The sequence below is a fragment of the Mesorhizobium sp. M1A.F.Ca.IN.020.04.1.1 genome, from assembly GCF_003997315.1.
In the GTDB taxonomy this organism is placed as follows: domain Bacteria; phylum Pseudomonadota; class Alphaproteobacteria; order Rhizobiales; family Rhizobiaceae; genus Mesorhizobium.
Genome location: NZ_RZSN01000065.1, coordinates 1 through 24,649, shown reverse-complemented (window position 1 = coordinate 24,649; position 24,649 = coordinate 1). Strand labels below are relative to the sequence as shown.

Annotated in this window: 18 protein-coding genes and 8 pseudogenes; 17 read left to right on the top strand and 9 right to left on the bottom strand. The window is 58.5% G+C overall.

Annotation, left to right across the window (positions count from 1 at the left end):
* Positions 1–335: hypothetical protein (locus EOA49_RS33080; RefSeq protein ID WP_206520183.1), on the bottom strand; the 335-nt coding region annotated here is incomplete at its 3' end.
* Here EOA49_RS33080 and EOA49_RS15345 point away from each other — a divergent pair.
* The 10 genes and pseudogenes from EOA49_RS15345 (at position 231) to EOA49_RS15300 (ending at position 6,232) form a co-directional block, all read left to right on the top strand.
* Positions 231–674, top strand: a pseudogene (locus EOA49_RS15345) (DUF269 domain-containing protein). The gene EOA49_RS33080 and the pseudogene EOA49_RS15345 overlap by 105 nt on opposite strands.
* A gap of 46 nt (positions 675–720) precedes the next feature.
* A complete protein-coding gene (locus tag EOA49_RS15340; RefSeq protein WP_029356497.1) occupies positions 721–924 on the top strand; it encodes a CCE_0567 family metalloprotein in 204 nt (67 codons plus the stop codon).
* Positions 921–1,238, top strand: coding sequence for a ferredoxin III, nif-specific (fdxB, locus tag EOA49_RS15335; RefSeq protein WP_206520181.1), 318 nt, complete (start codon positions 921–923; stop codon positions 1,236–1,238). The genes EOA49_RS15340 and fdxB (EOA49_RS15335) overlap by 4 nt, the downstream gene beginning before the upstream one ends.
* Positions 1,147–1,512, top strand: coding sequence for an exopolysaccharide production repressor protein (locus tag EOA49_RS34110; RefSeq protein WP_348626874.1), 366 nt, complete (start codon positions 1,147–1,149; stop codon positions 1,510–1,512). Before fdxB (EOA49_RS15335) ends, EOA49_RS34110 begins: the two co-directional genes overlap by 92 nt.
* 406 nt (positions 1,513–1,918) lie before the next feature.
* Entirely contained in the window at positions 1,919–2,932 is a 1,014-nt protein-coding gene (locus tag EOA49_RS15325; protein WP_127242105.1) for a 1-aminocyclopropane-1-carboxylate deaminase, read from the top strand.
* A 602-nt stretch (positions 2,933–3,534) separates the two neighbouring features.
* The gene (locus tag EOA49_RS15320; RefSeq protein WP_127242104.1) at positions 3,535–4,692 is read left to right on the top strand and encodes a TlpA disulfide reductase family protein; all 1,158 of its coding nucleotides are present in this window, start codon (positions 3,535–3,537) and stop codon (positions 4,690–4,692) included.
* 325 nt (positions 4,693–5,017) lie between these two features.
* Entirely contained in the window at positions 5,018–5,461 is a 444-nt protein-coding gene (locus EOA49_RS15315; RefSeq protein ID WP_127243232.1) for a DUF269 domain-containing protein, read from the top strand.
* A gap of 46 nt (positions 5,462–5,507) precedes the next feature.
* Complete coding sequence (locus EOA49_RS15310) at positions 5,508–5,711, top strand: CCE_0567 family metalloprotein (protein WP_029356497.1); 204 nt, start codon at positions 5,508–5,510, stop codon at positions 5,709–5,711.
* On the top strand, positions 5,708–6,025 hold the full coding sequence (fdxB, locus tag EOA49_RS15305) for a ferredoxin III, nif-specific (protein ID WP_189523724.1): 318 nt from the start codon (positions 5,708–5,710) through the stop codon (positions 6,023–6,025). The genes EOA49_RS15310 and fdxB (EOA49_RS15305) overlap by 4 nt, the downstream gene beginning before the upstream one ends.
* Positions 6,026–6,052: 27 nt before the next feature.
* Positions 6,053–6,232, top strand: a complete 180-nt coding sequence (locus EOA49_RS15300; RefSeq protein ID WP_127240469.1) for an exopolysaccharide production repressor protein — start codon at positions 6,053–6,055, stop codon at positions 6,230–6,232.
* A 574-nt stretch (positions 6,233–6,806) separates the two neighbouring features.
* On the opposite strand, the gene EOA49_RS15295 is transcribed toward EOA49_RS15300, so the two are convergent.
* Entirely contained in the window at positions 6,807–8,609 is a 1,803-nt protein-coding gene (locus EOA49_RS15295) for an ABC transporter ATP-binding protein (protein WP_127243231.1), read from the bottom strand.
* 684 nt (positions 8,610–9,293) lie between these two features.
* On the opposite strand from EOA49_RS15295, the gene EOA49_RS15290 reads away from it, so the two are divergent.
* On the top strand, positions 9,294–10,043 hold the full coding sequence (locus EOA49_RS15290; protein ID WP_127240467.1) for a LuxR family transcriptional regulator: 750 nt from the start codon (positions 9,294–9,296) through the stop codon (positions 10,041–10,043).
* A gap of 16 nt (positions 10,044–10,059) precedes the next feature.
* Here the strand turns inward: EOA49_RS15290 and EOA49_RS15285 are convergent.
* Positions 10,060–10,236: pseudogene (locus EOA49_RS15285) on the bottom strand (IS256 family transposase); the annotation flags it as partial.
* 306 nt (positions 10,237–10,542) lie between these two features.
* Here EOA49_RS15285 and EOA49_RS15280 point away from each other — a divergent pair.
* The 4 genes and pseudogenes from EOA49_RS15280 to EOA49_RS15265 all read left to right on the top strand — a co-directional run.
* Positions 10,543–10,647, top strand: a pseudogene (locus tag EOA49_RS15280) (aminocyclopropane-1-carboxylate deaminase/D-cysteine desulfhydrase family protein); the annotation flags it as partial.
* Positions 10,648–10,997: 350 nt separating this feature from the next.
* Positions 10,998–11,714 carry an SPASM domain-containing protein gene (locus EOA49_RS15275; RefSeq protein ID WP_245460666.1) on the top strand — a complete coding sequence of 239 codons (717 nt, stop codon included), beginning with the start codon at positions 10,998–11,000 and terminating at the stop codon, positions 11,712–11,714.
* Positions 11,715–12,774: 1,060 nt separating this feature from the next.
* On the top strand, positions 12,775–14,031 hold the full coding sequence (gene ectB, locus EOA49_RS15270) for a diaminobutyrate--2-oxoglutarate transaminase (protein WP_127240466.1): 1,257 nt from the start codon (positions 12,775–12,777) through the stop codon (positions 14,029–14,031).
* Complete coding sequence (locus tag EOA49_RS15265; RefSeq protein ID WP_127240465.1) at positions 14,024–14,860, top strand: hypothetical protein; 837 nt, start codon at positions 14,024–14,026, stop codon at positions 14,858–14,860. Before ectB ends, EOA49_RS15265 begins: the two co-directional genes overlap by 8 nt.
* A gap of 866 nt (positions 14,861–15,726) precedes the next feature.
* Here EOA49_RS15265 and EOA49_RS15255 read toward each other — a convergent pair.
* Positions 15,727–17,004, bottom strand: coding sequence for a 4-aminobutyrate--2-oxoglutarate transaminase (locus EOA49_RS15255; RefSeq protein ID WP_127240464.1), 1,278 nt, complete (start codon positions 17,002–17,004; stop codon positions 15,727–15,729).
* A gap of 2,028 nt (positions 17,005–19,032) precedes the next feature.
* On the opposite strand from EOA49_RS15255, the gene EOA49_RS15250 reads away from it, so the two are divergent.
* Positions 19,033–20,673, top strand: coding sequence for an acetolactate synthase large subunit (locus EOA49_RS15250; RefSeq protein WP_127240463.1), 1,641 nt, complete (start codon positions 19,033–19,035; stop codon positions 20,671–20,673).
* A gap of 178 nt (positions 20,674–20,851) precedes the next feature.
* Here EOA49_RS15250 and EOA49_RS15245 read toward each other — a convergent pair whose 3' ends face one another.
* The 3 genes and pseudogenes from EOA49_RS15245 to EOA49_RS15235 form a co-directional block, all read right to left on the bottom strand.
* Positions 20,852–21,196: a hypothetical protein gene (locus EOA49_RS15245; protein WP_127240462.1), complete on the bottom strand. Its 345-nt coding sequence runs from the start codon at positions 21,194–21,196 to the stop codon at positions 20,852–20,854.
* Positions 21,193–22,283, bottom strand: a pseudogene (locus tag EOA49_RS15240) (IS5 family transposase). Before EOA49_RS15240 ends, EOA49_RS15245 begins: the two are co-directional and overlap by 4 nt.
* Positions 22,284–22,343: 60 nt before the next feature.
* Positions 22,344–22,667: pseudogene (locus EOA49_RS15235) on the bottom strand (transposase); the annotation flags it as partial.
* Positions 22,668–22,760: 93 nt separating this feature from the next.
* Between EOA49_RS15235 and EOA49_RS33490 the strand changes: the two are divergent.
* Positions 22,761–23,467, top strand: a pseudogene (locus EOA49_RS33490) (transposase); the annotation flags it as partial.
* A 97-nt stretch (positions 23,468–23,564) separates the two neighbouring features.
* On the opposite strand, the pseudogene EOA49_RS15225 reads toward EOA49_RS33490, so the two are convergent.
* Both EOA49_RS15225 and EOA49_RS15220 read right to left on the bottom strand, forming a co-directional pair.
* Positions 23,565–24,315, bottom strand: a pseudogene (locus EOA49_RS15225) (DDE-type integrase/transposase/recombinase); the annotation flags it as partial.
* A gap of 57 nt (positions 24,316–24,372) precedes the next feature.
* Positions 24,373–24,649 (bottom strand): annotated as a pseudogene (locus EOA49_RS15220) (hypothetical protein); the annotation flags it as partial.

The window sequence follows — 24,649 nt, the reverse complement described above, 5'->3', positions numbered from 1 at the left end:
GGGCGGCTTGCGGCAGGTTGGATTTCAATTGCGTTGACCACCGGTCGGATCGCGGCGCAGACGATGTGCGCCGCGAATTCGCGCCGTAGGTCTCGCACTCGTGGACATGTCGAGGTCGGCCACGGGGCACTCTTGGGGTTGGCCCGCCCAAGCCATTCGTCGGCCACGCAAGCGGACCCGGAGTGGGCATCGCAGGAAAAGGAAATCGTCCCTCGAAGACGAAGACTGAAATGACGAACAACGAAATTCCTCATGAACCGGTTGGCACTGCTGGCAACGATGGCGAAGAAGCCCTTGCTTCCCCGTTCGTCAAATGCCTCCGTAGGCTCATGCATACGCAGGAGTCCTTCGGCTTATGAGAAGGCCAGTCGGATGCCGAGCTGCTGGGCGAGTTCATCATCACCAAGCAACGGCAACGTGCGATACCCTTTGGCGGCGATCCCGATCCTGACGCGCTGTGGAGGCTCGACATGTTTTACACCGCCGTGGCGCTTGCGATTGAGGAGCGCTCCGGCGTGTCGACTTCGCCAATAATTGGAATGAAACCCCTGGGGGCTTCCGGCGGTTGGTCGTTCTATCGAGATGTCCACCGGTTCGGCTTCGAGACTTTCCGCAAACTGGCTGAGGCCGGTACGAAACTGGTCGACGATGCGACTGCAGCCATTGAAGCCTAGCCCGAGATGGCGCGCATCAAGAAAACCATTGTTCCAGGAAGGATCTATGTCAGACCTAGATAAGATGAGGAAGAAAGTCCGAAAGCTCCAGTTGCGTGCAGCTATTGCCAAGATGGCATTGCAGGACCTTGTCGAGGGTCTGCCGGGCAAGTGGGCCGACATACAGGAAGTCGCCGAGAAAACCCACGCCGTTTATGCCGAGTTGGATGTTGCCAAGAGAGAACTCGCTTCAATGAAGAATTTAGGATGATGCGCACATTCACCACCCGTGACGGCTCCATTTGGATGCCGTCGTACCTGACCTTCATCGATAGCAAGACCTGCATCGGCTGCGGCCGTTGTTTCAAGGTCTGCTCGCGCGATGTGATGCATCTTCACGGCGTCGATGACGCGGGTGAAATCCTCGGTCGCTGCGATGACGAGGACGACGATTTCGACGGCAAGCTCAATCGCATGATCATGGTTGTCGACAATGCTGGCCGCTGCATCGGCTGCGGAGCCTGCGGCCGCGTCTGCCCCAAGAACTGCCAGACGCATGTTGCGGCCGACGAGCTCGCAATATGATCTGGCAAAAACCAGGAGAATGGCGTTGCACTTCATATCTTTTTGTCGGCTCGTGGGGCTGGTCCTGTGCAGCAATGCGTCGATGGTTTACTTCGCTTTGGATTCGCTCCGTGTGGCAGTCGTCACGAAGCTGGCCTGTTCGCTGCTGCTTCAGGCCTGCTATTTCGGCAGCGTGCTCTTTCTGATCTGGCAGTCCTCTAGCCGCGCTCGTGGAACTCGCCACAGGGGCCAGCATGCCGATAGTTACAGGAAAGCTCGGGTACCAGTCGTCTGACTCTGATCAACTGCGGAATGCAATTTTCAGCTGTGTCCCGGCTTGGTCGAATGCCCAGCATGTGCTGCTCCTTTGATGCGCGGATGACAGGATCAGTGCTCAGACCCACACCAATTTTGGTCACCCTCTGATGACTGAGCTGATCGTATAGGGAATCTGTGCTCGGCTAAGACGCGACCACATTCGGTTTGTCCTTAGGCCGGGAGATGCGGGTGGTTGGTCGATTAGGCACATAAGAGTCATCGCAGCACGCCGGATGCGGTCTGCTTGTCGCAATGACAAACTCGGTGCTGCAATACCGATGAACGACTTCTGCACCCGCTTCGAAAGAGGGGTGTCTTTGATCACACACACCCTTGGGCTGACCGGTGCGTAGCCGGTTCAGGTACTTTTTGCTGGAGATAGCATGCTGGAAAAATTCGAACGTTATCCGCTCACCTTTGGACCCACGCCGATCGAGAGGCTCGACCGCCTCGGCAAGCATCTGGGCGACAAGGTGGAAATCTACGCCAAACGCGAGGACTGCAACTCCGGTCTCGCGTTCGGCGGAAACAAGCTGCGCAAGCTCGAATACATTGTGCCCGACGCGATCGCGTCAGATGCCGATACGCTCGTCACGATCGGCGGCGTGCAGTCCAACCATACGCGCATGGTCGCTGCGGTCGCCGCCAAGGTCGGCATGAAATGCCTCCTGGTCCAGGAGAGCTGGGTCCCACATGATGATGCCGTCTACGACCGGGTCGGCAATATCCTCTTGAGCCGCATCATGGGGGCAGAGGTGCGCCTGGTTGACGAGGGCTTTGACATCGGCATCCGCCGCAGCTGGGAAAAGGCACTTTATGAGGTCAAGGCAAGGGGCGGCAGGCCATATGCGATACCTGCCGGCGCCTCTGTCCACAAATACGGCGGCCTGGGCTATGTGGGGTTCGCTGAGGAGGTGCGTGCCCAGGAAGAGCAGCTTGGGTTTGCCTTCGACTATATCGTCGTCTGTACGGTGACTGGTTCAACCCACGGCGGCATGCTCGTCGGGTTCGCCAAGGATGGTCGACAGCGCAACGTGATCGGTATCGATGCCTCCGCCATGCCCGCCAAGACCAAGGCGCAGGTGCTTGGCATCGCCCGAAATACAGCGAAGCTCGTCCACCTCGGAGCGGAAATTGTCGAGGAAGACGTGGTGTTGTTCAAGGACTACGCGTACCCGGGTTATGGCGTTCCATCGGAGGAAACCAAAGAGGCAATCCGTCTGTGCGCGCGGCTCGAGGGCATGATTACCGATCCCGTTTACGAGGGCAAATCGATGCAAGGGATGATCGACCTCGTCCAGAGGGGCTTCTTTCCAGATGGATCGAGGGTCCTCTACGCACATCTAGGCGGCGCGCCGGCGATCAACGGGTACGGCTACACCTTTCGCAACGGCTGACGTTCGGCAGACTGCGATTCCGCGGTCGCGCTCGAACGTGGGCAGGTAGCGTCGTTCGACGCTTGGCTGGAGAAGTGGAGGCAGCGACGGGCATCCGCTAATTGGTGCAGCATTACGTGCTGTCGGGGCTCAACGCCACGCGGATCGAGCGCAATGCCGCCGTTGGCACCGGGAGGCGAATTATGACTCCGGGGCAAGAATCCACACGCGGCGGTGGCGGCACGAGGACCAAGCCGTGGAGTTCGCGCTTTCGAACTGGCGCCAAACTGCCACTGCTCGAGGACCGAGGCCAGTCTAATCACAGGCGAGCCGTCCAAGCTCTCAAGAGTGATAGGGCGAAACCCGACAGCGGCAGAAGACATGTCGGGTTCACGACAATCGGCCGTATTTGGGCTCGTGGAGAATTTTCAAAGCATTTCCCGCCGCTTACCGGAGCTGAGGGAATTGGCACGTCCGTTGCAGCTTGATGTGCGGCAACACGGTGAGAGCTTCGCTGAAGCAAGCCAGAGGAGCGATTGCCTCGAGATCCGTCTTCCGATTCTACAGAGAAACCAACTCGCGACAAAAGACACGAAAGGTGTGTGATAACTTTGGATACGAACATGGAACTGCGTATGGGATCCCCGGCTCCTCCGATCAAAGTGGAGAACTGGCTGCGTGGCGAGCCCCTCACGAACTTTCGGCCCGGCAAGGTCTACCTCGTTGAATTTTGGGCGACTTGGTGCGGACCATGTGTCGACGCCATGCCCCATCTGATTGAACTGCAGGAGAAATATGAAGACAGCGGATTTGAGGCGGTCGGAGTTGCCGCCTGCGAACAGGGTCCAACCGCAGACGAGGCGCGGACCAACGTGGATGCCTGGCTGACCGAGAAGTTCCCGAATCTGAATTATCGTATCGGGTTCGATTACATTGGCGAAATGAACAAGCTCTGGCTGGATCCCAGCTCTTCGATTGGGATTCCCACCTCGTTCGTGGTCGACCGCGACGGCCACATCGCTTTTATTGGCCACCCGGCGGAACTCGATGACGTTTTGCCGAAAGTCCTTAACGGCAGCTGGCGCAGCAGCTATGAAGCGAAAGCCGCCGATGCAAAGCGCATCGCGCATAACCAACTTGCAGCGCGCGAAATGTCGCTTACCCGGCCGATATACGCCAAACTTACGCCGGCGATGCAGGCCGAGGATTGGACGGCGGCGCTCTTGGCCATCGAAGAAGGCCTCGCCTTGATGCCAGACTCTTGTGAGTTCCGGCAGATTCATGCGGATCTTCTGCTTCACAAGCTGCGCGACATCAAGACCGGCATGCCGGTCATGCGAGAATTGGTCGAGGACGCGATCGACAAAACGTCCGAGGCGGTGTCGTGGATGGCCTTGGCCCTCAACCAACTCTTCGATCCCACGATGGACAATTCCCATCTTCCGCGCGCGGAGCGCTTTGCGATGGGCAACGAGCTCTCGGAACAGATACTGACATTAAATCCCCCACAAGGCGATGGCCCGTTTAAATACCGCCGGTACCTCCCGGTAGCTCAGTATTATTACGAGAGCGGCAACAAAGATCGCGCAATCGAGTTGATCGAGGTGGCACTGAAATCGGTGGACCGTCTGGGGCCAATTCCGGACCACACCAAACAGTACTATCTTACCCCATTGCTCCAAGCACTGGCCAACTACACGGGTGAGCCTGCCTGTCACGCGGATCTTTGTGTGGCTCCGCAAAACAAGGCACCCGAAACTCAAAACGCAGTCGCTTCCTGAGCAAGAATCGCGAAGGGACTGACAATTGGAATTGAACACTGGCCAATCCGCCCATCGAGGCTCTCTTCGCAGCAAGTATGTCGATGCAGCAGGGCGGGCGGCTTGCGGCAGGTTGGATTTCAATTGCGTTGACCACCGGTCGGATCGCGGCGCAGACGATGTGCGCCGCGAATTCGCGCCGTAGGTCTCGCACTCGTGGACATGTCGAGGTCGGCCACGGGGCACTCTTGGGGTTGGCCCGCCCAAGCCATTCGTCGGCCACGCAAGCGGACCCGGAGTGGGCATCGCAGGAAAAGGAAATCGTCCCTCGAAGACGAAGACTGAAATGACGAACAACGAAATTCCTCATGAACCGGTTGGCCCTGCTGTCAACAATGACGAAGAAGCCCTTGCTTCCCCGTTCGTCAAATGCCTCCTGCGGCTCATCCGTACTCAGGATTCCTTCGGCTTATGGGAAGGCCAGTCGGATGCCGAGCTGCTGGGCGAGTTCATCATCACCAAGCAACGGCAACGTGCGATACCCGTTGGCGGCGATCCCGATCCTGACGCGCTGTGGAGGCTCGACATGTTTTACACCGCCGTGGCGCTTGCGATTGAGGAGCGCTCCGGCGTGTCGACTTCGCCAATAATTGGAATGAAACCCCTGGGGGCTTCCGGCGGTTGGTCGTTCTATCGAGATGTCCACCGGTTCGGCTTCGAGACTTTCCGCAAACTGGCTGAGGCCGGTACGAAACTGGTCGACGATGCGACTGCAGCCATTGAAGCCTAGCCCGAGATGGCGCGCATCAAGAAAACCATTGTTCCAGGAAGGATCTATGTCAGACCTAGATAAGATGAGGAAGAAAGTCCGAAAGCTCCAGTTGCGTGCAGCTATTGCCAAGATGGCATTGCAGGACCTTGTCGAGGGTCTGCCGGGCAAGTGGGCCGACATACAGGAAGTCGCCGAGAAAACCCACGCCGTTTATGCCGAGTTGGATGTTGCCAAGAGAGAACTCGCTTCAATGAAGAATTTAGGATGATGCGCACATTCACCACCCGTGACGGCTCCATTTGGATGCCGTCGTACCTGACCTTCATCGATAGCAAGACCTGCATCGGCTGCGGCCGTTGTTTCAAGGTCTGCTCGCGCGATGTGATGCATCTTCACGGCGTCGATGACGCGGGTGAAATCCTCGGCCCCTGCGATGACGAGGACGACGATTTCGACGGCGAGCTCAATCGCATGATCATGGTTGTCGACAATGCCGGCCGCTGCATCGGCTGCGGAGCCTGCGGCCGCGTCTGCCCCAAGAACTGCCAGACGCATGTTGCGGCCGACGAGCTCGCAGCATGATCAGGCCGAAAAACCAGGAGAACGGCGTTGCACTTCACATCCTTTTGTCGGCTCCTGGGGCTGGTCCTGTGCAGCAATGCTTTGATTGTTTACGTCGCTTTGGATTCGCTCCGTCTGGCAGTCGTCACGACGCTGGCCTGTTCGCTGCTGCTTCAGGCCTGCTACTTCGGCCGCGTGCTCTTTTTCGCGGACGTCGATGATCTGTAGAACTGTTCATTCGCTCTGCAGAGGGCCGGCGAAACCAATTTCTTCCTAAGCCCGTTGGCCGTAATCGAAAGACACGAGGCCGCGAGTTCGTGCTCAGCTGCCACTGTGCTAGCAAGGGAACGGAATCCAATCCCCCGGAGCAGATGGCGAGAGTTGAGCGAAGACTGCGGTCGGAGCTCCTGCGCTTCCGGGTCTCCGAGGGGACGACTTTGCGAACCGAAGGGACTTTGAACCGTTGACATGGCCGGCGTGCGGTAGGTTGGGCCAGCGACAGGGCTCCCAGCCGGCCTGTGCGTTGACTTCGCTTCGTTTGGCGAAATTGGCAACGGCGAGGGTCGCACACTTCCGGATCCAAATGACCGTCGAGTTTCCCGCCCTTTTGGTGCGTTCGCCGTGAGGCGCGACAATTCGGTGCCCGCGTGTAACTGCGCGCATAGACGTGGTGCATTCCCGCTCGCCCGCTTGGCGGATAGTTCCGGCCGTGCTGGTTTTGCCGGCCGTAACGCCCGGCGCTCGTCACTGCCACACCCCTCTCCGGCAACGGCTCGGCGCATCGCGCAAGCCGGTTTAGCGATCAGGCCAGGCCCTTCGCTAGCTCCAACGCCTGCCGTTCGAACAGGCGGCGGTAAATGCCACCATCGAGATCGATCAGCGCGGCATGATCGCCGTCCTCCATGATGCGGCCACGATCGAATACGAGCAGCCGATCGAGCGAGCGGACTGTCGACAGCCGGTGTGCGATGACGAGTGTGGTTCGGCCCACCATCAACCGATCCACCGCTTGTTGAATGAGCACCTCGGATTCCGAATCGAGGCTCGATGTGGCCTCGTCCAGAATAAGGATCGGCGCGTTCGCGAGGAAGGCGCGCGCGATCGCCACGCGCTGGCGCTCGCCGCCGGAGAGCTTCAAACCCCTTTCGCCGACCAATGTCCCATAGCCCTTCGGCAGGGGCGCGATGAATTCGTGGGCACTTGCCAGCCGTGCCGCTTGCTCGATCTCGGCCTGGCTCGCGCCAGGCCGGCCATAGGCGATGTTCTCGGCAAGCGACCTGTGAAACAGGATCGGCTCCTGCTGCACGATCGCGATCTGCGAACGAAGGGACTCTTGGGTCACCTCGGAGACGTCCTGACCGTCTATCAGGATCCGGCCGCCGCTCAGGTCGTAGAGTCTCTGGATCAGCTTCACGAATGTTGTCTTGCCGGAACCGGAGGATCCAACCAACCCAACCCTTTCGCCAGCTTCAATCGACAGCGAACATTCGCTATAGAGCGGCAGGGGATGGTTGGCGTAGCGGAAGTGGACGTTCTCGAAATCGATACGGCCCTTCGTGATCCGGATCGGCTTGGCCTCTGGACGATCGGCAACATCCAGCTGCTGATTGTGGATGGCCACCAGTTCTTCCATGTCATTAACCGAGCGCTGCACGTTGCGGACATGCATGCCGGCATCACGCAGATAGCCCTGTAAGACGACGAAGGAGGTGAGAACATAGGCAATCTCGCCCGGCGTTGCCTGTCCATGCGACCACAGAAGCAAGGCATATCCGATCGCCGCTACCCTGAGCGCAACCAAAGTGACGCCTTGGGTTGAGCCGATGATCGTTACCCGCACCCAACTCCGGCGCGTGCGGTGCCGCCATTTGGTCATGATATTTGCTAGGCGCTCGTCTTCGCGGATCTCTGCACCGAAGGCTTTGACCACAGCGTTGCAACTGACCGCATCCGCAAGCGCGCCTCCGAGCCTTGTGTCCCAACTGTTAGCAAGGCTCGCCGCTGGCGCGATATAGCCGAGCGACAGCGAAATCGTAAAGGCAAGGTAGATGAGCGAGCCGCAAGCAAAGATCACGCCCATGACCAGCCAGTGCCAGCCGAGCAGCGCCGTCGAACCTACCAAGATGATAAAGGACGGGAACAGCGCGACCAATACTGTGCTGTTTAGGGGGTCGAGCGCCCCCATGCCGCGCGTTATCTTGCGCACTGTCGAGCCGGCGAAGCTGTTCGCATGCCAGTCTGTCGAAAAGCGCTGGACATGATAGAACGCTTCGTTCGCGACATCGGACATCATCTTCAGCAAAAGGTCGTTCAGGCCAATGAAGGCGATGTGGCGCATGGCAATGGCAGCGAGCGCAAGTGCAATCGGTACAGAGAAGGCTGAAAGGGCCGAATGCCAGGCTGGTGCTGCCACAGCAGCGCCACCTGCAACAGCATCGATGAGACGACCCGAAAAGACCGGCATCAGCACGTCAGCGAGCGTGGAGGCGAGCATCGCGGCCATGATGATCGCGAGCCGCACCGGCTGCCTGCACCAGTGGCGGACAGTGAAGGTGAAAACATCGCGGGAATTGGCGCCGCGCTGATGGACGGGGAAACGTTTCATAGTTTCCAAGCGGGCGCATCAACACGCTCGGTCCCAAAGAAGTTAAATGACAAAACTGGAATTTTCGACCTCCCCCACAACAGCATCAATTTTGGCGGGCAGCTCCTGGCGCCTCACGATGTGAGGTTCAAAAGTCGTGCCAACTGAGCGGGAACAGCCGAAGGACAAATTCAGCAGGTTGCCGAGCCTGGACAAAGTCAGCCGCGATCCAGTCGAATACGATTGCTATGGCTTCCCCAACTCGGGGGAAGATTGGAAAAGAAGGGCCGATGCTATCGATGTAAATGGTTCTTCTTTACGCTTTAAGCGTGTTTGGCGATCATCACCTGGTGCATCACGTTGTCTCGATCAAATGAGTACAGTTGCAACGCAGCTTCACGTGCCCGGGGCTTAGGTGCTGATTTCAAAAACGCGCCGCGAATACTTTCCTGCCCATATTCCGTCAATCGAATGCTCGACTGTCGGATTTGTGCGCTCCCCGACACAGTGCTGTTCGGTTCGCCTCCTGGGTACCTCGCTCCAGTCGGTTTACAACCTGAAGAAAGCTCCGCTCGCAAGGTGGCACGACTCTTGATCCTACGTCTTTAGGTGGCGGAAGAAACTCCGGCTGTCGATTCCCGTACTACGCATGTTGCGATGCTGGGTTGGAGCTGTGCACCTGAGGACGCAACTGAAGGAGAGATCGTGGAACTCCCGCGGATTGAGCTCGAGTTAGGTCTGTTCCTCGACATGACTGACGGTATCGCTCAATCCGAACAGTTGTTCGAACTGTTGTCCGCGTTTGCGCGGAAGTTCGATTGCCCGTGGATTGCCTATGGCCCGCTCGCATCAAAACAGAGGGTTTTCAAGCCGAACCGACAGGATTCTGTGGTGATGTGGAATTATCCTGCCGAATGGCAGGAGCGCTACTCGAGAATGGGCTATGCCAAAATAGACCCACTCATCAAGAAAGGTCGAAAGGAGGCAGGGGCCTTTCGATGGAGCGAGGTGTATACCGATGAAAGCATAACTGAAGATGGACGCCGCGTCTTGGACGAAGCAGCAACATTCGGCTTGAGGTCAGGCGTTACCATCCCATTACATGGCCCTGCTGACAGCTTTAGGTTTATGAGTTTTGCCCAATCCTCAGACTGCGAATTGCTAAATAGAACGATCACCTACCTGCAAATGGCCGCGCTACAGTTTCATCTGAGGGTTGCGAAGCTCGGCACTCCGACTGAACCGGAGCAAATTCATAACCTCTCTCCGAGAGAAATAGAGTGCATTTATTGGGTGTCGAAAGGAAAATCGTCATGGGAAATAGGAACTATTTTAGGCAGATCACGAAATACGATAGATTTCCATTTAAAAAATGTAATGCGGAAGTTGGATGCGACCAGCAGAACGGTAGCTGTTGTAAAAGCTTTGAAACTTGGGATTATCGAACCGCCGTAGGTGCGCAGCTAGTTCTCCGCCCGTAGTAGCGCGCGTGATAGCCGAGACGCTCCGGCGTGCGCTCGCTCTTCGAAGCACCCAGCGCCTCGTCCATCTCGGCCACCGCGCGGATCACCTCGTTCAATCTATCCGGGTTCCAAAGCAGAATGTCTTTGACGGCAGCGCTGGCGGTCTTACTTTCTGTCTTGATCATGGCGGCGTTCCTTCCAGGGAATCGGTGACGTTGAGCACCACCCTGTCATGACCGCCCACTCTCAGCGAATTTGCAGAACTCAGCACGCCATTCCGTCTTAACCGACTGACGCATGAGTGATGTGTGTCCAAAATCTGACAGCCGTCAGAAAACATGTCGGGTTCAAAACAGCGGAGCGTCTTGGGCCTGTCGGGCTTTTCGAGGCCTATCACGCAGTAACTGCGCGCCAGGCGCACTGGCACGGCCTTTGCTGGTCGAGGTGCGGCAATATAGGGTGAGGGCTGACCCGCATGAGAACATGCAACTCGGTCGATGCAAGGGATGATCGACTTGATCCAGAAAGGCTTCTTTCCGGCGGGTTCGAGGGTGCTGTGCCCGCATCTCGGCGACGGGCCAGCGATCAACGGTTGAGGCTACATCTCCGGAGCGAGTGATGCCTCGAAAGATGCAATGCTGTCTCTGGTCCGACGCGCTCGAAGTTTGTGAAGAGTCGGCCCGGCAAATCGGCGAACCGGGCGGCTAGGCTGCCAAAAGGGTAGATGGCCGCGTTGCCTCAGTAGATCAGCAGGCGGTGCCAGAAAGCCAAAGGCACACCATCGTGGCGCTTCGACGTAAGTAGATGGGAGTTGTCACCAGTGATTTTGCCGGAACTTCGCTCAGCAAACACAGCCGGCAGGGTTTTGGAGATAACGACGACCACGGGATGTGTCGTAGGATGTTCATATTGTCCCCAGGACAAGTTCGCGGTCCGGCAAAGAAAAGTGTCTCATACGAGTCATCTGGGTCTTGAAGATTTCAAGCGGTGTCTGGCCCGCGTACCGACTTCCGTCGGCATTGGTTTTGCGGGATACTCCGAACCTTGGCTCAATCCGGACTGCACCGAAATGGTGGAGCACGCCTTCGCCAAAGGCCATGGCATCAGGATTTTTACGACGCTGGTGGGAATGAACGGGCAGGACCTGCAACGATTGCAAGCTTTGCGCTTAGGCGTATTCGTGGTTCATGTTTTCGATGATGGCACCTACATGAACAGCCGCCTTGTCGGAGACAAGTATCGCGATCTGGTTCGTCAACTCGTCGACGCGGATATCCCCTTGATCCGGTTCGTGGCTTTGGGCGAGCCCCACCCAGATATAGCCGACATTATTCCTACCAAAGCACTGATAAAAGCGCGGCCCATGAGCAGTAGGGGTGGAAGCGTGGACCCTAAGATCGTTGCACCACGCCAGCCAGTGGTCGGAGCCCTAACCTGCGTGGACGAACGACAGTATCGGAATGTTCTTCTTCCAAACGGCGACGTTACCCTATGCTCCATGGATTTTGAACGGCGTCACGTATTGGGCAACCTTTTATATGAGGGTTACTCCGCTCTGTTTGAAAAGCCCGTTTTTCGCGAAATCGTCGACCGCATGAATGGAGCGGATGGTTTTCTGCTTTGCAGGATGTGTGAATTCGCCGACCCAAACGACCGGACCTGAGTGGATGCCGGCCGAGACGGCGAGCCTAGCAATGCGGATGGCCCCACGACAAATGCACCTGCCCGCGACGCCATCGTGTTTTCACGTTACGCCAGCATGATCCCGTAGGCGCGGCAGTGGGCCTCGAGCATTTCGGAGACGAGCTCATCGAAAGTGGTCTTCGCCTTCCAACCGAGCTTATCGGCCTGCCTGCCTTGAGGTAACGCCGATCACAGGTCAACCTCGGTCGGACGGAAACAGCGTTCGTCGATCCCGATCAGCGCTCGATTGCTTACTCACGGCCACCTCGTCAACGCCTTCACCCTCCCGGACGATCTCCTTTTCGACTCGCCTGAAGGCAGCAGCCCCAGCTGCGGCCGGGGATGGTTGCCGTCGCGGTAGTGGACGTTCTCTAAACCGATGCGGCCCTTCGCCAGCGCGTCTCCCGGTTGCTTCCGCCTGGCCTACGAACGGGCCTTCCGTCAAGGGCGCCCACGGCCCCGCCCTCTTGATCCGGCGGCTCGGGCCAATCATCTCGCGCAAGAGATCGGAATCCGCAGTCTTCTCCAAGAGAGCGCGGCTTTCGCTGTGTCATCGGTCATCAAATAGTTTCTTGAATCAGGTTGGTGTCCGCAGCCCGAGGTTGAACGGCGAATATTGATGACCGCCGCGAAGCCGCTCGCTCGCTACGGCGCTATTGGGGGGGCGCGCTCGCGAGCGGCTTCGCTGCCGCCGAGCTACACAACCTCTGGCGACGCGACCCTGCTAATCGTCCTTGGACTCATTCATTGTCCGGAGTCGCTGTGGGTAGGCGATGGGTGGGTACGTCAACTACCCGATCTCGTAGTATCGGTGCTTTCGCGGAAGCTTTAGAAGCCATCTTGTTGCAGCACATTCTGCGAAGGCATCCGAATGGAGGGCAACGCAACCCAACAATACTCGATGAGGATCCCGGCATCACCAGACCAACCAAAGCTTCCTCCGGCATTCTGCTTCAATGTTAGATGACGAACATCTACCGCAAACCACTAGCCATTAAACAGCTCTCTTCTTTGACCGACCTATGTGCAGAGGACCCAATATGAATACCGACCCTTTCACGGCCCATGAGTCCAACGTTCGTCGTTATTGCCGGGCGTTCCCTACCGTCTTTACGAAGGCCCTTGGGGCGACGATCTGGGACGAGACGGGTAAGCCCTTTATCGATTTCCTGGTGGGTTCCGGCGCACTCAACTACGGGCACAACAATCCGGATATCATGGCGCCGGCGATTGAATATCTCGTCGGTGAGAACATTCTTCTGTCGCTTGATATGCATACGGCGGCAAAGCGTGACTTCATTGAAGGGTTCGTGGATTGGATCCTGAAAGCCAGAGGCCTTTCGTACAAGATTCAGTTTCCTGGGCCGACCGGCACGAACGCCAACGAAGCGGCTCTGGCGCTGGCGCGAAAATACACCGGCCGCTCGAGCGTCATGGCCTTTACGAATGCGTTCCACGGCATGTCGCTCGGCTCTCTAGCGGTGTCGGGCTCCGCCTCAACCAGGGAACTGGGAGGCGTTGCTCGCCACGATGTGATCCGTGTTCCCTATGACGGCTATCCGAGCCAAGCTTTCGATTCCGCCAGTTACATCGACTGCGTTTTGAGCGACCCGGGGAGCGGAATAGAAAAGCCTGCCGCAATCATTCTGGAGACCATCCAGGCAGAAGGCGGCATGAACGCCGCATCCGCAGCTTGGCTCACGGAAATTCAGTGCATTTGCCGTACGCACGGCATTGTTTTTATCGTCGACGACATCCAGGCGGGTGCGGGCCGAACTGGCGATTTCTTCTCATTCGAGTCTGCGAAAATCGAACCGGATATTGTGTGTCTTTCCAAGTCCCTAAGCGGTTCAGGTAGTCCATTGTCCATCGTCCTGATTCGACCCGACTTGGACATATGGAAGCCCGGAGAACATAGCGGGACCTTCAGAGGCAACAATTTCGCCTTCGTGACGGCAGGAGCCATGTGCAAGATGTGGTCGGATAGGAAATTTACCGCAGGTGTCGAGCGGACAGCCGTCAGGCTGCAAACGCACCTCGATCGCCTCGTTGCGAAATTTCCAAGATACATCGAACAGAAGCGCGGCCGCGGTCTGATGGCCGGCCTGAAATGCCGTTCACCGGCAGTTGTCGGCCGCGTGCACGATGTCGCGTTCGAAAAAGGCCTTCTTATCGAATCCTCAGGGCCAAATCGCGACGTTATCAAAGTTCTCCCGCCGATAACCATCTCCGATGCCGAACTTGATCTTGGCATCACCATCCTTGATCACGCACTGCAGGAGCAAGACAATGCCTAGCCAGACATCTCAATTGCCAGCCATCTCCCCTGTTTCAATCAGAGAACGGATCGGCTCGATCAACACTGCGGAGATCATCTCGGTCCTGAAAGGTGAGCTCACCGCTCTGCACATCAAGCAAGCTTTCAGCACCGAAGTAGCCGAGAAGATCACCACGAACTTTGTTGGTAGTGCCGGTCTCAAGGAGCGTAACGATGGTGTGCCCGGACAATATGTCGGCGCATCACACTACAGGAAGGATTCAGCCAGCTATTTCGCAGACGCCGAAAAGGCGCGACCGCACGTCGAGGCCCTTTTTGAGAATTTGGTTGACCCGGTCCGAGCAATATTCGGCGCGTTAAAGCGAGAGCTTCACAACAAGGGCATTGAATTGAGGCTGGCCCGTTCAGAACACGGTCAGGCCAATGTCTGTCGCGCTCTCAGTTGGTCAGGCAGCGGCACATTTTCCTTGGACCCCCACGACGACGTCGCTCAAGTCCTATGTGCCGGCAACGATTACGAGATTTCTTCGGTGGCGCACAACACTGTCGCAGCGCTCAATTTCTATCCCAGCATAGCCGAGGGTGGTGGCAATCTGCGCCTCTGGAGCCATAAGCCGACAGTTGCGGACCGGATAGCGCAAGGTGTGGAGACCACTGGCTATCCTTATTCGGCAACCTATCTTGAGGCGGTTCCTTATCGCGAGTTCCAGCTCAAAACCGGCGATATCGCCCTAATCGATGGCGGTTTCGTTCACGGGGTTACCGGTCAATCAGGAAGTGGAAAGCGTTTGGTGCTGAATAGCTTTTTCGGGTTTGCTCGGCCGGATCTTGTTCTCTGGTGGACCTGACGAGGCTGCCGACAGCGACCCACTGTATTCCCCGATTGTAAAGTCATCAACCGCGCCATAGGGGACGCGACCGCGGCCTGTTCGGCTTCATTGAAGAGGCGGTCATGCATCAGAGCACTCAACAGCAAAAGGTGCGGGGAAATTCGCGCTTACAAGAGATCCGCGCACGCCGCTCACAATAAGTGGTTAGGAGCACGAAGCCCCCTTACGGCTGATCCACCGTTTCAGTATTCCCGAGCTTTGCAAAACCGGCCATGCGGCCAGGTCGCGGAGCCTTCTTGAACTGGCGCCCGCTGCCGACGGCCGCCAGCCGTGGCTCCCAATGCTCCGATTCCCGCCATGGGCCGGCGGGCAACATATTCTCGATCTGCGATCGCAGTGAACTGCCTCGTCACATCGCTGATACGCTGTTCCGGCGCAGGTCGGCGAACAGCTCCGTAAGTAGTCTGCGAATTGCCGGCGAGAGATAATTCGACACGTCGTCCAGGTTGAACAGACCCGCTCCCGGCGAAGTTATAGGCTGCGGGTGAAGTCGACAAGATGCCGACGCATTGGTCGTGATCGTCGTGGTGAAGCGTTTGAACATCGCGTCCTTTGTTCGATAATGTCTTGGCACAGGCGAGCGCTCCCTTCCTATTTTCTTGGCACAAACCTTTTGCACCCGACGGGCGGCATCTATGGCGCGAGCAATCCCATGTCGATTCATGTCCCCGGCGCCCCAATAAGATCCCCGGTTGATGCTTCGCGACGTTCAAATGTTTTCCGCTAACGCCGCTGCGTATCACTCGCCCGCCATGATGCCTTGTCGGCAGCATTGAGGGCTGCCTAAGCCTGGAAGCACCGGTATCAGGTGCTTTCGCGCCCCGTCAGGCCTCCTGAGCGCAGGCGCGTAATGTTTCTTCAAGGATGTCGAGTGCTTCGGCAAATACTGTGTCTTCGATAGTAATCGGGGCGAGGAAGCGGATGACGTTTCCGTAAACGCCACAGATCAGGAGGATGAGGCCCCTGTCGAGCGCCTTCTCGCGGACACTGTTCGTGAATTCTGCACTAGGTTTTCTTGAGCCGGGCACCGTGAACTCGATCGCATTCATGAGACCCAGGCCACGGATGTCGGCGATCTGCGGAACGACATCCTTCAGCGATTGCAGCCGCCTTTTCAGGCGTACGCCGAGTAGTTCGGCGCGGTGGCACAAATCCTCTTCTTCGATCACGTCGAGGACAGCATTTCCGGCGGCGATGCCGATCGGGCTGCCACCATAAGTGCCACCTAGGCCGCCCGGTCCCGGTGCATCCATAATCTCCGCCCGACCGGTGACAGCTGCTATAGGGAAGCCGCCGCCGAGACCCTTGGCCATAGTGGTGATGTCCGGAAAGACACCGAAGTGCTCCATGGCGAAGAGCTTACCGGTGCGGGCAAAGCCGGTCTGTACTTCGTCTGCGATCAACAGGATGCCGTGTTTGTCAGCGATTGCGCGCAGCTGATCCATGAAGGCAGACGGCACTTCATAAAAGCCGCCTTCGCCTTGCACTGGTTCTACGATAAACGCAGCGACGCGGCCAGGATCAATATCAGCCTTGAAAAGCTTGTCGAGCACGGAGAGCGATTCGTCGATCGTGGTGCCATGGAACTCGATGGGGAACGGGACGTGGAAGACGTCCGGCACCATCGCGCCGAAACCGGCCTTGTAGGGCTGGACCTTGCCCGTCAATGTCATGCCCATGAAGGTGCGGCCGTGGAAGGCGCCGGTGAAGGCGATGATCGCGCTGCGGTTTGTGGCGGCGCGGGCGATCTTGACGGCGTTCTCGACGGCTTCAGCGCCGGTCGTGACGAAGAGCGTTTTCTTTTTGAAGTCGCCAGGCACGGCGTCATTCAACCGTTCGGCGAGCCGGACGTAGTTCTCATAAGGCACGACCTGATGGCAAGTATGTGTGAAGCGGTCGAGCTGGTCTTTCACCGCTGCAACGACCTTTGGATGACGATGGCCGGTGTTGACTACTGCCATGCCTGCGGCGAAGTCGATATAACGCCGTCCCTCCACATCCCAGATTTCGGCATTAAGCGCCTTGTCGGCATAAACCTGTGTAGTCACGCCCACCCCGCGCGAAATCGCATCGGATCTGCGGGCCTCAATATCAGTATTCATGAAAAAACCTCAAAAGTGAAGGCGCCCCCGCAAAGACGCCCCCGTCCCCATGATGCCGAGGATCATAATGCTTTCGACGGCGAGAAAGTCCTGATCTGGATCAACACGCCCCAACATTCTAACGAACTGAGTCTCCTCTGGGTGCTAATGCTATTGGGCACCTTAGCAACGAAAGGCCTGACACACGTACCCGTGGCGGCGAAAGATGCTCGTGAAGGCGAGCCATCGACCTTGTCACCTTCGGATTCAATCGTCCTCACGCTCAAGGTTGTGCACGATGTCACGGCTGGACCAGTCGATGGGCTGGCGATTGTTAGACGCTGTCCCTATCCGATGCGCCCTAGCGAGGTGGGCGCGAATAATGCGACCTCATTGTGTTGTCTGGGGACAATGGTGGTTTTGATGCCGTGGCGGGAATGGGGGAGTGGCCGATGTCTCTCTACACGTCTGCTTAAGGTTTTTAGAACAGCCCTGCGATGCTCCGCCCCTCGCGGCTGGTGCTCCTGCAGCAGCACTCTTCCACTCCTCTCCTGAGTCGAGCAAGTGGTCTCGTGTTCGAGAGCGGCTTTAAGGAGCAAAGGAGGCGTGTCAGCTCCTGCATCCCTCGGGCTCGCGCAGGACATTGATCAGGCGTTTGCGGTCGGACACGTTGTCGGACTGTCGACTGTGTCGGACATGAGACACACAGCGTGATAGATCATTTCTCCTTTGGCACAAGACATGCGGGGCTATTCGCAAACGCGTTGCGGCACGGACCGAGGAAACAATCACCCATGATCACCGCTCGGCCGATATGCGGTCTCCGCCGTGAAAACCGGGCATCCCGAGCCGGCAGGCGGGCGGGAGGCCCGGTCTTTTTCTTGCAGCGGGGGGCGGACTTCTGTGAACTTGCGACAAGAAGCGTCGGCCGGACAATTTGCAGCGGGGGCGTTTCTTCCGCCATGGCGCCAATGCCGAAGTGGTGCGCCAGTGAATCAGACCAACATGGGACCGTCATAGGTGCTCGGTGTGTGGAGCCTCGGGTGCAGGGTTGGCATCGAGAGTTGAGACCGCAGAAGAGCGCGACGACAAGGTTTCAGACAGTTCCAGGGGCATTAGATGCGGATCGACAACGTATCACCGGGAAGTGGATCGGCGGTGAGCCTGTGCGGGTGCGACGGCGTGATAACGCCGGGTTGCTCGCGTCGGCCGTACATCCGCCCCTCGCTTCGGGACCCCAGGCGGACTCGTTCGAGAGGATGCAAGTAGCCTCCCTTCGCTTCGGCGGGTCCTAACGGAACTGCTGGCCGACTATACGAAGGGCGCTGGTCGAACATCACGATGCAACGATACTGGAGGTAAGGTTCAACATGCGGCTGCACACCATTTGGCCGCTGCGCTGCGGATTGTGCGCCCTACCGGGCGTACGAAGGGGAGGGGCAACGCGGGTCGGCTCGGTCAAGCACAATGCGATAGCCGGCCGCCGGTTCGAGAGCTGGGCGCCATTCGAAGCGGATCTGGACCGGTGGACGCGCGGGTTGCCGATCGGCGTGCGCATAGCGCCTGACCGGAATGAGCGGGAGTCGATCCTGATCACCGGATGGGGCAGTGCGTTTGGCGGTCCTGTGGTGGCAACGTCGATCCTTCATCGCTTGCTCAATTGTTCCATAGTGATCCCATCCGCAGTGACAGCTACCGGCTTCGTGAAAGCGTTGTTCCGGCCGATTGCAAAAGCCCGGAACGACGCTCGACACCAATTAAACTGCAAACCAATGAGAGGGTGACCGTGAAAGGACAAGAGGAGGCGCCCTTCATCCTCGACGGACGTCCCTTCTCCTATGCTGGGCGAAGGGTACTGAATGTTCAAGTCAAGAGGGAACTCAAACTGAAGAGTGCGTTAAGTTTGGTTGTGCCGTCTCCCTGTTGCTTTGACCCGGTTCGCTCCCCGCTGACACAGCAGTTCAGAGCGGGGCGCAACTCGCAATTTCCAAACCGATTGGAAGGTCAGTTCAGAGTGGCCGTAAAAAACGTCAGCCGAGGAGGACACCAATGAACGGCGCCGAGTTGCTTGTATCTGCACTTGAGAACGAGAACGTTCGGCAAATCTTCGGGGTTCCCGGGGAAGAGAATCTCGACCTTGTTGAAGCACTACGGCATTCCTCGATCAAACTGGTGGTGACGCGTCACGAACAGGCGGCATCGTTCATGGCGGCTACGCATGGGCGGCTTACTGGAAAGCCCGGAGTCTGTCTGGCTACGCTCGGTCCCGGCGCGCTGAACCTCACGACGGGCGCAGCCTACGCCCTGCTCGGCGCGATGCCCATGATCATGATCACCGGACAGAAGTGCATACGGGGCCGGACCCAGGCGCGGTTCCAGATTGTGGACATGGTCTCGACCATGACGCCGCTGACCAAGATGGCGCGTCAGATTGTCGACCCAGCGACAATTCCGACCATTGTGAGCGAAGCGTTTCGGGTAGCGCAACAGGAGCGGCCAGGGCCGGTCCATCTCGAACTCCCGGAAGATGTTGCAGCCGAGAAACTGCCCGTGGTTCCGCCGATGGTGGCGCCCCATCCTATCAACCCGCCCGTTGCGGCCAAGGAGGCGTTGGACCGTGCGGCAGAGCACATCCTTAAGGCCGAGCGGCCGCTGATGATGCTAGGTGCAGCCGCAAACAGACCGCGCCTTGCTGCGGAGCTGTCGGACTTTGTGAGGCGCCTGCAGATTCCGTTCTTCAACACGCAAATGGGTAAAGGCGCAGTATCGGGGGGGGCCCGACTGTACATGGGCACGGCCGCTTTATCGGAGCGGGATTACGTGCACCGGGCAATCGATCGCGCCGATCTCGTGATCTCGATCGGCCATGACACCGTTGAAAAACCGCCTTTTCTGATGAAGCCGGAAGGGCCAGCTGTGCTCCATGTGGGTTATCTGCCGGCGACGGTCGACGAGGTATTCTTCGCACATACCGAGGTGGTGGGCGATATCGGGCCGAGCCTGAGATCGCTTGCCGACCGCCTCGAGGGCAGGCTGCCCAACGCCGGTGCGCTGCTCGGGCTGCGTGATGGGATCCTGACCAGGATCGCCGACCGGGCGAAGGAAAGCCGCTATCCCCTAACGCCACAGCGAATCGTGCACGACGTGCGTCAGGTTATGCCTGAAGACGGAATCGTCTGCCTCGACAACGGAATGTACAAGATTTGGTTCGCTCGCAACTACCGCACCCGGGTAGCTAACACGCTTCTCCTCGATAATGCGCTCGCCACCATGGGCGCAGGGCTGCCTTCAGCGATCGTGGCCGCGATGCTCTGTCCGGAACGTCGCGTTCTAGCTATATGCGGCGACGGCGGCTTCATGATGAACTCGCAGGAACTGGAGACGGCGATCCGCCTCGGACATCATCTCGTCGTGCTCATCCTACAGGACGACGCTTATGGGATGATCCGTTGGAAACAGGCCGCAAATAGCTACAGCGATTTCGGCATGACCTTCGGCAATCCCGATTTTGTCGCTTACGCCGAGGCCTACGGCATCGAAGGCAGACGAATCGAAGGCCCCAACGACCTTGCGCCGACGCTCGAAGCGGCATTTGCGGCGGGCGGTATCCATCTTATCAGCACGCCGGTGGACTATTCGGAAAACATGCGGGTCCTGGTCGACGAGTTATCCAGTCAGAAAGACATCTGAATCCATTCTGATTGGTTCGTTGTCCTCAAGGTGCTCCTGCACTTTTTCGGACGTCCACGGGACGGTTGTTTCTCTTCGCGGTGGCGCTTGGGCCGCCACATGACGGGAGCAGGAGCGAGACGTCTCGATCTGGTTCACGACCTTGCGAACTTTGGTTCGGCAGGTTCAGGACTCTCTTCTAGCAGGCCGTTGAAGAAGTGTCTCGTTTGGCCTTGAGGATTGCCTCGTCGCCGTTGTGATAAACGAAGGTGATCTCGATGGAGCCGTCGCCGAGCAGTTCAGCATGGCCGTCGCCTGTGACCTCGTCCATTTCGTCGAATCCGACCCATGCGAAGAAGACCATCGACGGGCCGTAGCCGAGTTCGAGGGATGCCTGCATGGCGCCCAAGGCGATCTCGCCGTGGTTGCCAGCGCCGATGGTGATCGTGGCGGGTTCATCGAGGTCGAGATAATCGCGATCCCACAGATCGGCCTCGACGATGCGCCAGCGGCCGATCAGTTGGCAGCCTGCGGGCGTGGTCATATCGGCACAACAAACAACTTCGGCAGCCGCACCAGATTGTAGGCGGCGGCCGCGAAGGTAAAGGCCCAGCCGACGCGGTCGCGGCCACGGAACCGGGATTTGTCCTGTCCGGCGACCGTCTTGATCCAGCCGAACGCCTCTTCGATCCGCTTTCTGATCCGCTGGCTGACGACAAAGCCGCCATGGCGCGTGGTGCGCCCGTCAATTGCCGAACGACGGCCGCTCGTGTTCTGCGCCACATGCGGCGTCACCTTCATCGAGCGCAGTTCGTTGACGAAGTCTTCCGCATCATAAGCCTTGTCGGCGCCGAGCGTGATGGCCCGCGGCCGGTCCGCATGCGGCTCGATCATGTGCAGTGCCGCCACCCGCTCGGCATGGCCGTTGGCCAATGTCAGGCAGGCGTCGACCAAAAGGCCGTGGCGGTTTTCCATCAACCCGTGTCCCATGAAGCACAGCTTCGCCTCCTTTCCTTTCCCCTTCTTCTAGAGCCTGGCATCGGGATCGGTGGTCGAGGCATGCGTCTCGTTCGTCCGCTTCTGGCCATGGAAATCGGCTTCCGCATTGCGGCCGCCGCCATTTTCCGGCGGCTCGCCCGGCCCATCCCTCGGCTTGACACTCTTCATCGATGCCCAGGCCTCAATGAGAGTGCCGTCGACCGAGAAGTGATCGCTCGAGAGAAGCTTTTTCACTCTGGGCTGCGCCAGCACCGCGCCTAAGAACTTCGCCGCGATGTCGCCTTCCAGCAGCCGGTCCCGGTTCTTCGAAAGCACTGAGTGATCCCACGCCGCATATCGACGCCGATGCCGACAAACCAGCGGAACAGGAGATCGTATTCCAGCCGCTCCATCAGAAGCCGTTCCGAACGGATCGAATAGAACGCCTGCAGAGGCATCGCCCGCAACAACTTCTCCGGCGGGATCGACGGTCGCCCGATCGGCGAGTAAAGCGCCGCAAAATCGTCCGCCAGCGCCAAAAGCGCCTCGTTCACCATATGGCGGATCGTGCGCAACGGATGGTTCTGGCGAACCCGCACCTCCAGATCCACATAGCTGAAAAGGGAGCCGGTCCGATCGTCGTTGCCCCGCATGCGCCATCCTCCGAATCCCTTCGGAGCCAATCGACGGCGAGCGGCTTTTTCAACGGCCTGCTAGATAGCTTCGCCCATTCCTGCCACTGATATTGATCCTGTGGCGATTAGAGCCTTGGCCGTTTCCGTTACGCCGTGTGGCGCGGTTTGAGCAACCGGCGGAGGCGCAGAGCCTTCCATCAGCACAGCGTCGGAGCCGGTTGCGGTGATGATCTTGGCATAGGCTGCCGGGGTCTGGTAGGCGAGCGAGGAATGAGGCCTCGCGGTGTTGAAGTCCTCCCGCCATTCGGCATTGGCGCTGCGGGCGTGGTCGAGGCCGAAGAACAGACTCTCGTTCAAGAGCTCGTCGCGCATGCGGCCGTTGAAAGATTCGACATAACCACTATCCGGCATGTTATTCTCGGTGCCATCGTTTGTTCGGTCGTCAGGTTTCGTTAAGCTTGGCGGATCCGGGCTTGACCAGCGATGGAGGGAACCATGCGTAGTATCGGCATGGACATACATCGCGTAGCCGCCGAGGTTGTGTCTTGCTTGATGGCAAAATCGTCAAGCTCGGCCGCGTTCAAATGCTACGCAACAAGCTCGAGGAGTTCGCCAGAGGGGGACTCACCCACGATGATCATGTAGTGATCGAGGCGACCGGCGATGCGGCGGCGGTCGCTGAAGTGCTGTTCACCCTACGTGGATCGGATCGTAATCGCCATCCCAAGCAGGTGCATATGATCGCGCACGCGAGGTGAAGACTGACACGATCGACGCCACTGTCCTTGCGAAGCTCTACGCCTCGTGCTTTCTACCGGAAATCTGGGTTCCGGATCCGGCGACCCTTGCGCTTCGAAGACTGGTCACCAGGCGCACACAGTTGGTTCGCCAGCGTTCGCGGCTGAAGAACCTGATCCAGTCAATCCTCCACGTCCACCTGATCCCGCCGTGTCCGCATGGGAAGCACATCGCGTGCCGTCGCCACCCGCGCGCAAGCTTGCAATGATCATCTGGCACATGCTGAGCAAAAATGCCGACTATATCTGGGCCCGGCCTGCCTTGCTCGCCCGCAAGTTCAGATCGGTCGAATGCGCGCCGGCCTCCCGACCAGCCATGCCAGGCGCGGCTCCGCGTTCGACTACAACATCCCGGCCAAGCTGGCCGAAGAACGATCCCGAGTCGAAAAGGCAGAAGCTGCCTATGCAGCAGAGACTTCCCGATGGCGAACGAGGCCCGAAAGGCGGAAGGCTGTGAAAAAAGCCGCCGAATGAGAAGAAGGGGCTATTCTACAACATCCGTCTGCATCGGCCTGCCTGGCGCGATGTAGTGCCATTCGATCCCGTGGATCCTTCGACCAGGCGAGGATGGCGTTCGAAGTGAACTCTGTGCCGTGGTCGGAAACGATCATGCCCGGCTTGCCGCGGTGCGCGATCAGTTCCGTCAGTTCACAGGCAACCCGACGGCCGGAAATCGAGGTGTCCGGGATCGCGGCCAGGCATTCGCGAGTCACGTCATCGACGATGTTGAGCACGCGGAAGCGCCGGCCACAGGCGAACTGATCATGCACGAAGTCCAGCGACCAGCGCATTCGGCTTTGCCTCGACCAGGCACCCACGTGCCGACGGCTCGCCGTCTTGCCCGGCGCTTGCGCACCGTCAAGCCTTCCTCGCGATAGAGACGGTAGATACGGTTGACCCCAGATGCTTCGCCCTCGCGTCTGAGCAGGATGAACAGCCGCCGGTAACCGAAGCGTCGGCGCTCGTTCGCGAGGTCGCAGCCGACCACGCAGCTCTGTCTCTGGCGGTCGGCGAGACTGGTAGCGGATCATCTTGCGATCGGCGCCGACGAAGGAACAGGCCCGACGCTCCGATAGGCCCATGACGGCCTGCAGATGCGCTACGGCTTCGCGCTTGGCGGCGGGCCCTAACATTTTTTCGACAGAAGCTCGCGCAATGCCGAGGCTTCGAGCATCTGGTCGGTCGAGCAGCTTCTTTAGCTTGGCGTTCTCGTCTTCCAAGGCCTTCAGGCGCTTGGCGTCGGATACCTCCATCCGAGATCATCTGTCAGCTGGCGCTAGCTGCGCGCTCTGGGCAACGGGCTGCAGATTCTATTCGCCAGCAGGGGTCGGAAAAGGCGTGATCGACCAATGGATCAAGTCAACGGCACGCTGAAGTATCGCCTCGGTTCCAGCACGGCTGGGGGAAGCGGCCATGACATATCCGATAGAGTCTCGGTAATCTCCCTTCCTCACGATCGGCGTCTTGGGTTTTGCGTACAACTTAACCTCGGTGACACCTGGTATAGCAGCCGCGCGACCGTCTCCGTCGATCCAATCGAGGATGCCATCGCGATCAGGAAGTAGAGCCCGCCATGCTGCGACATTC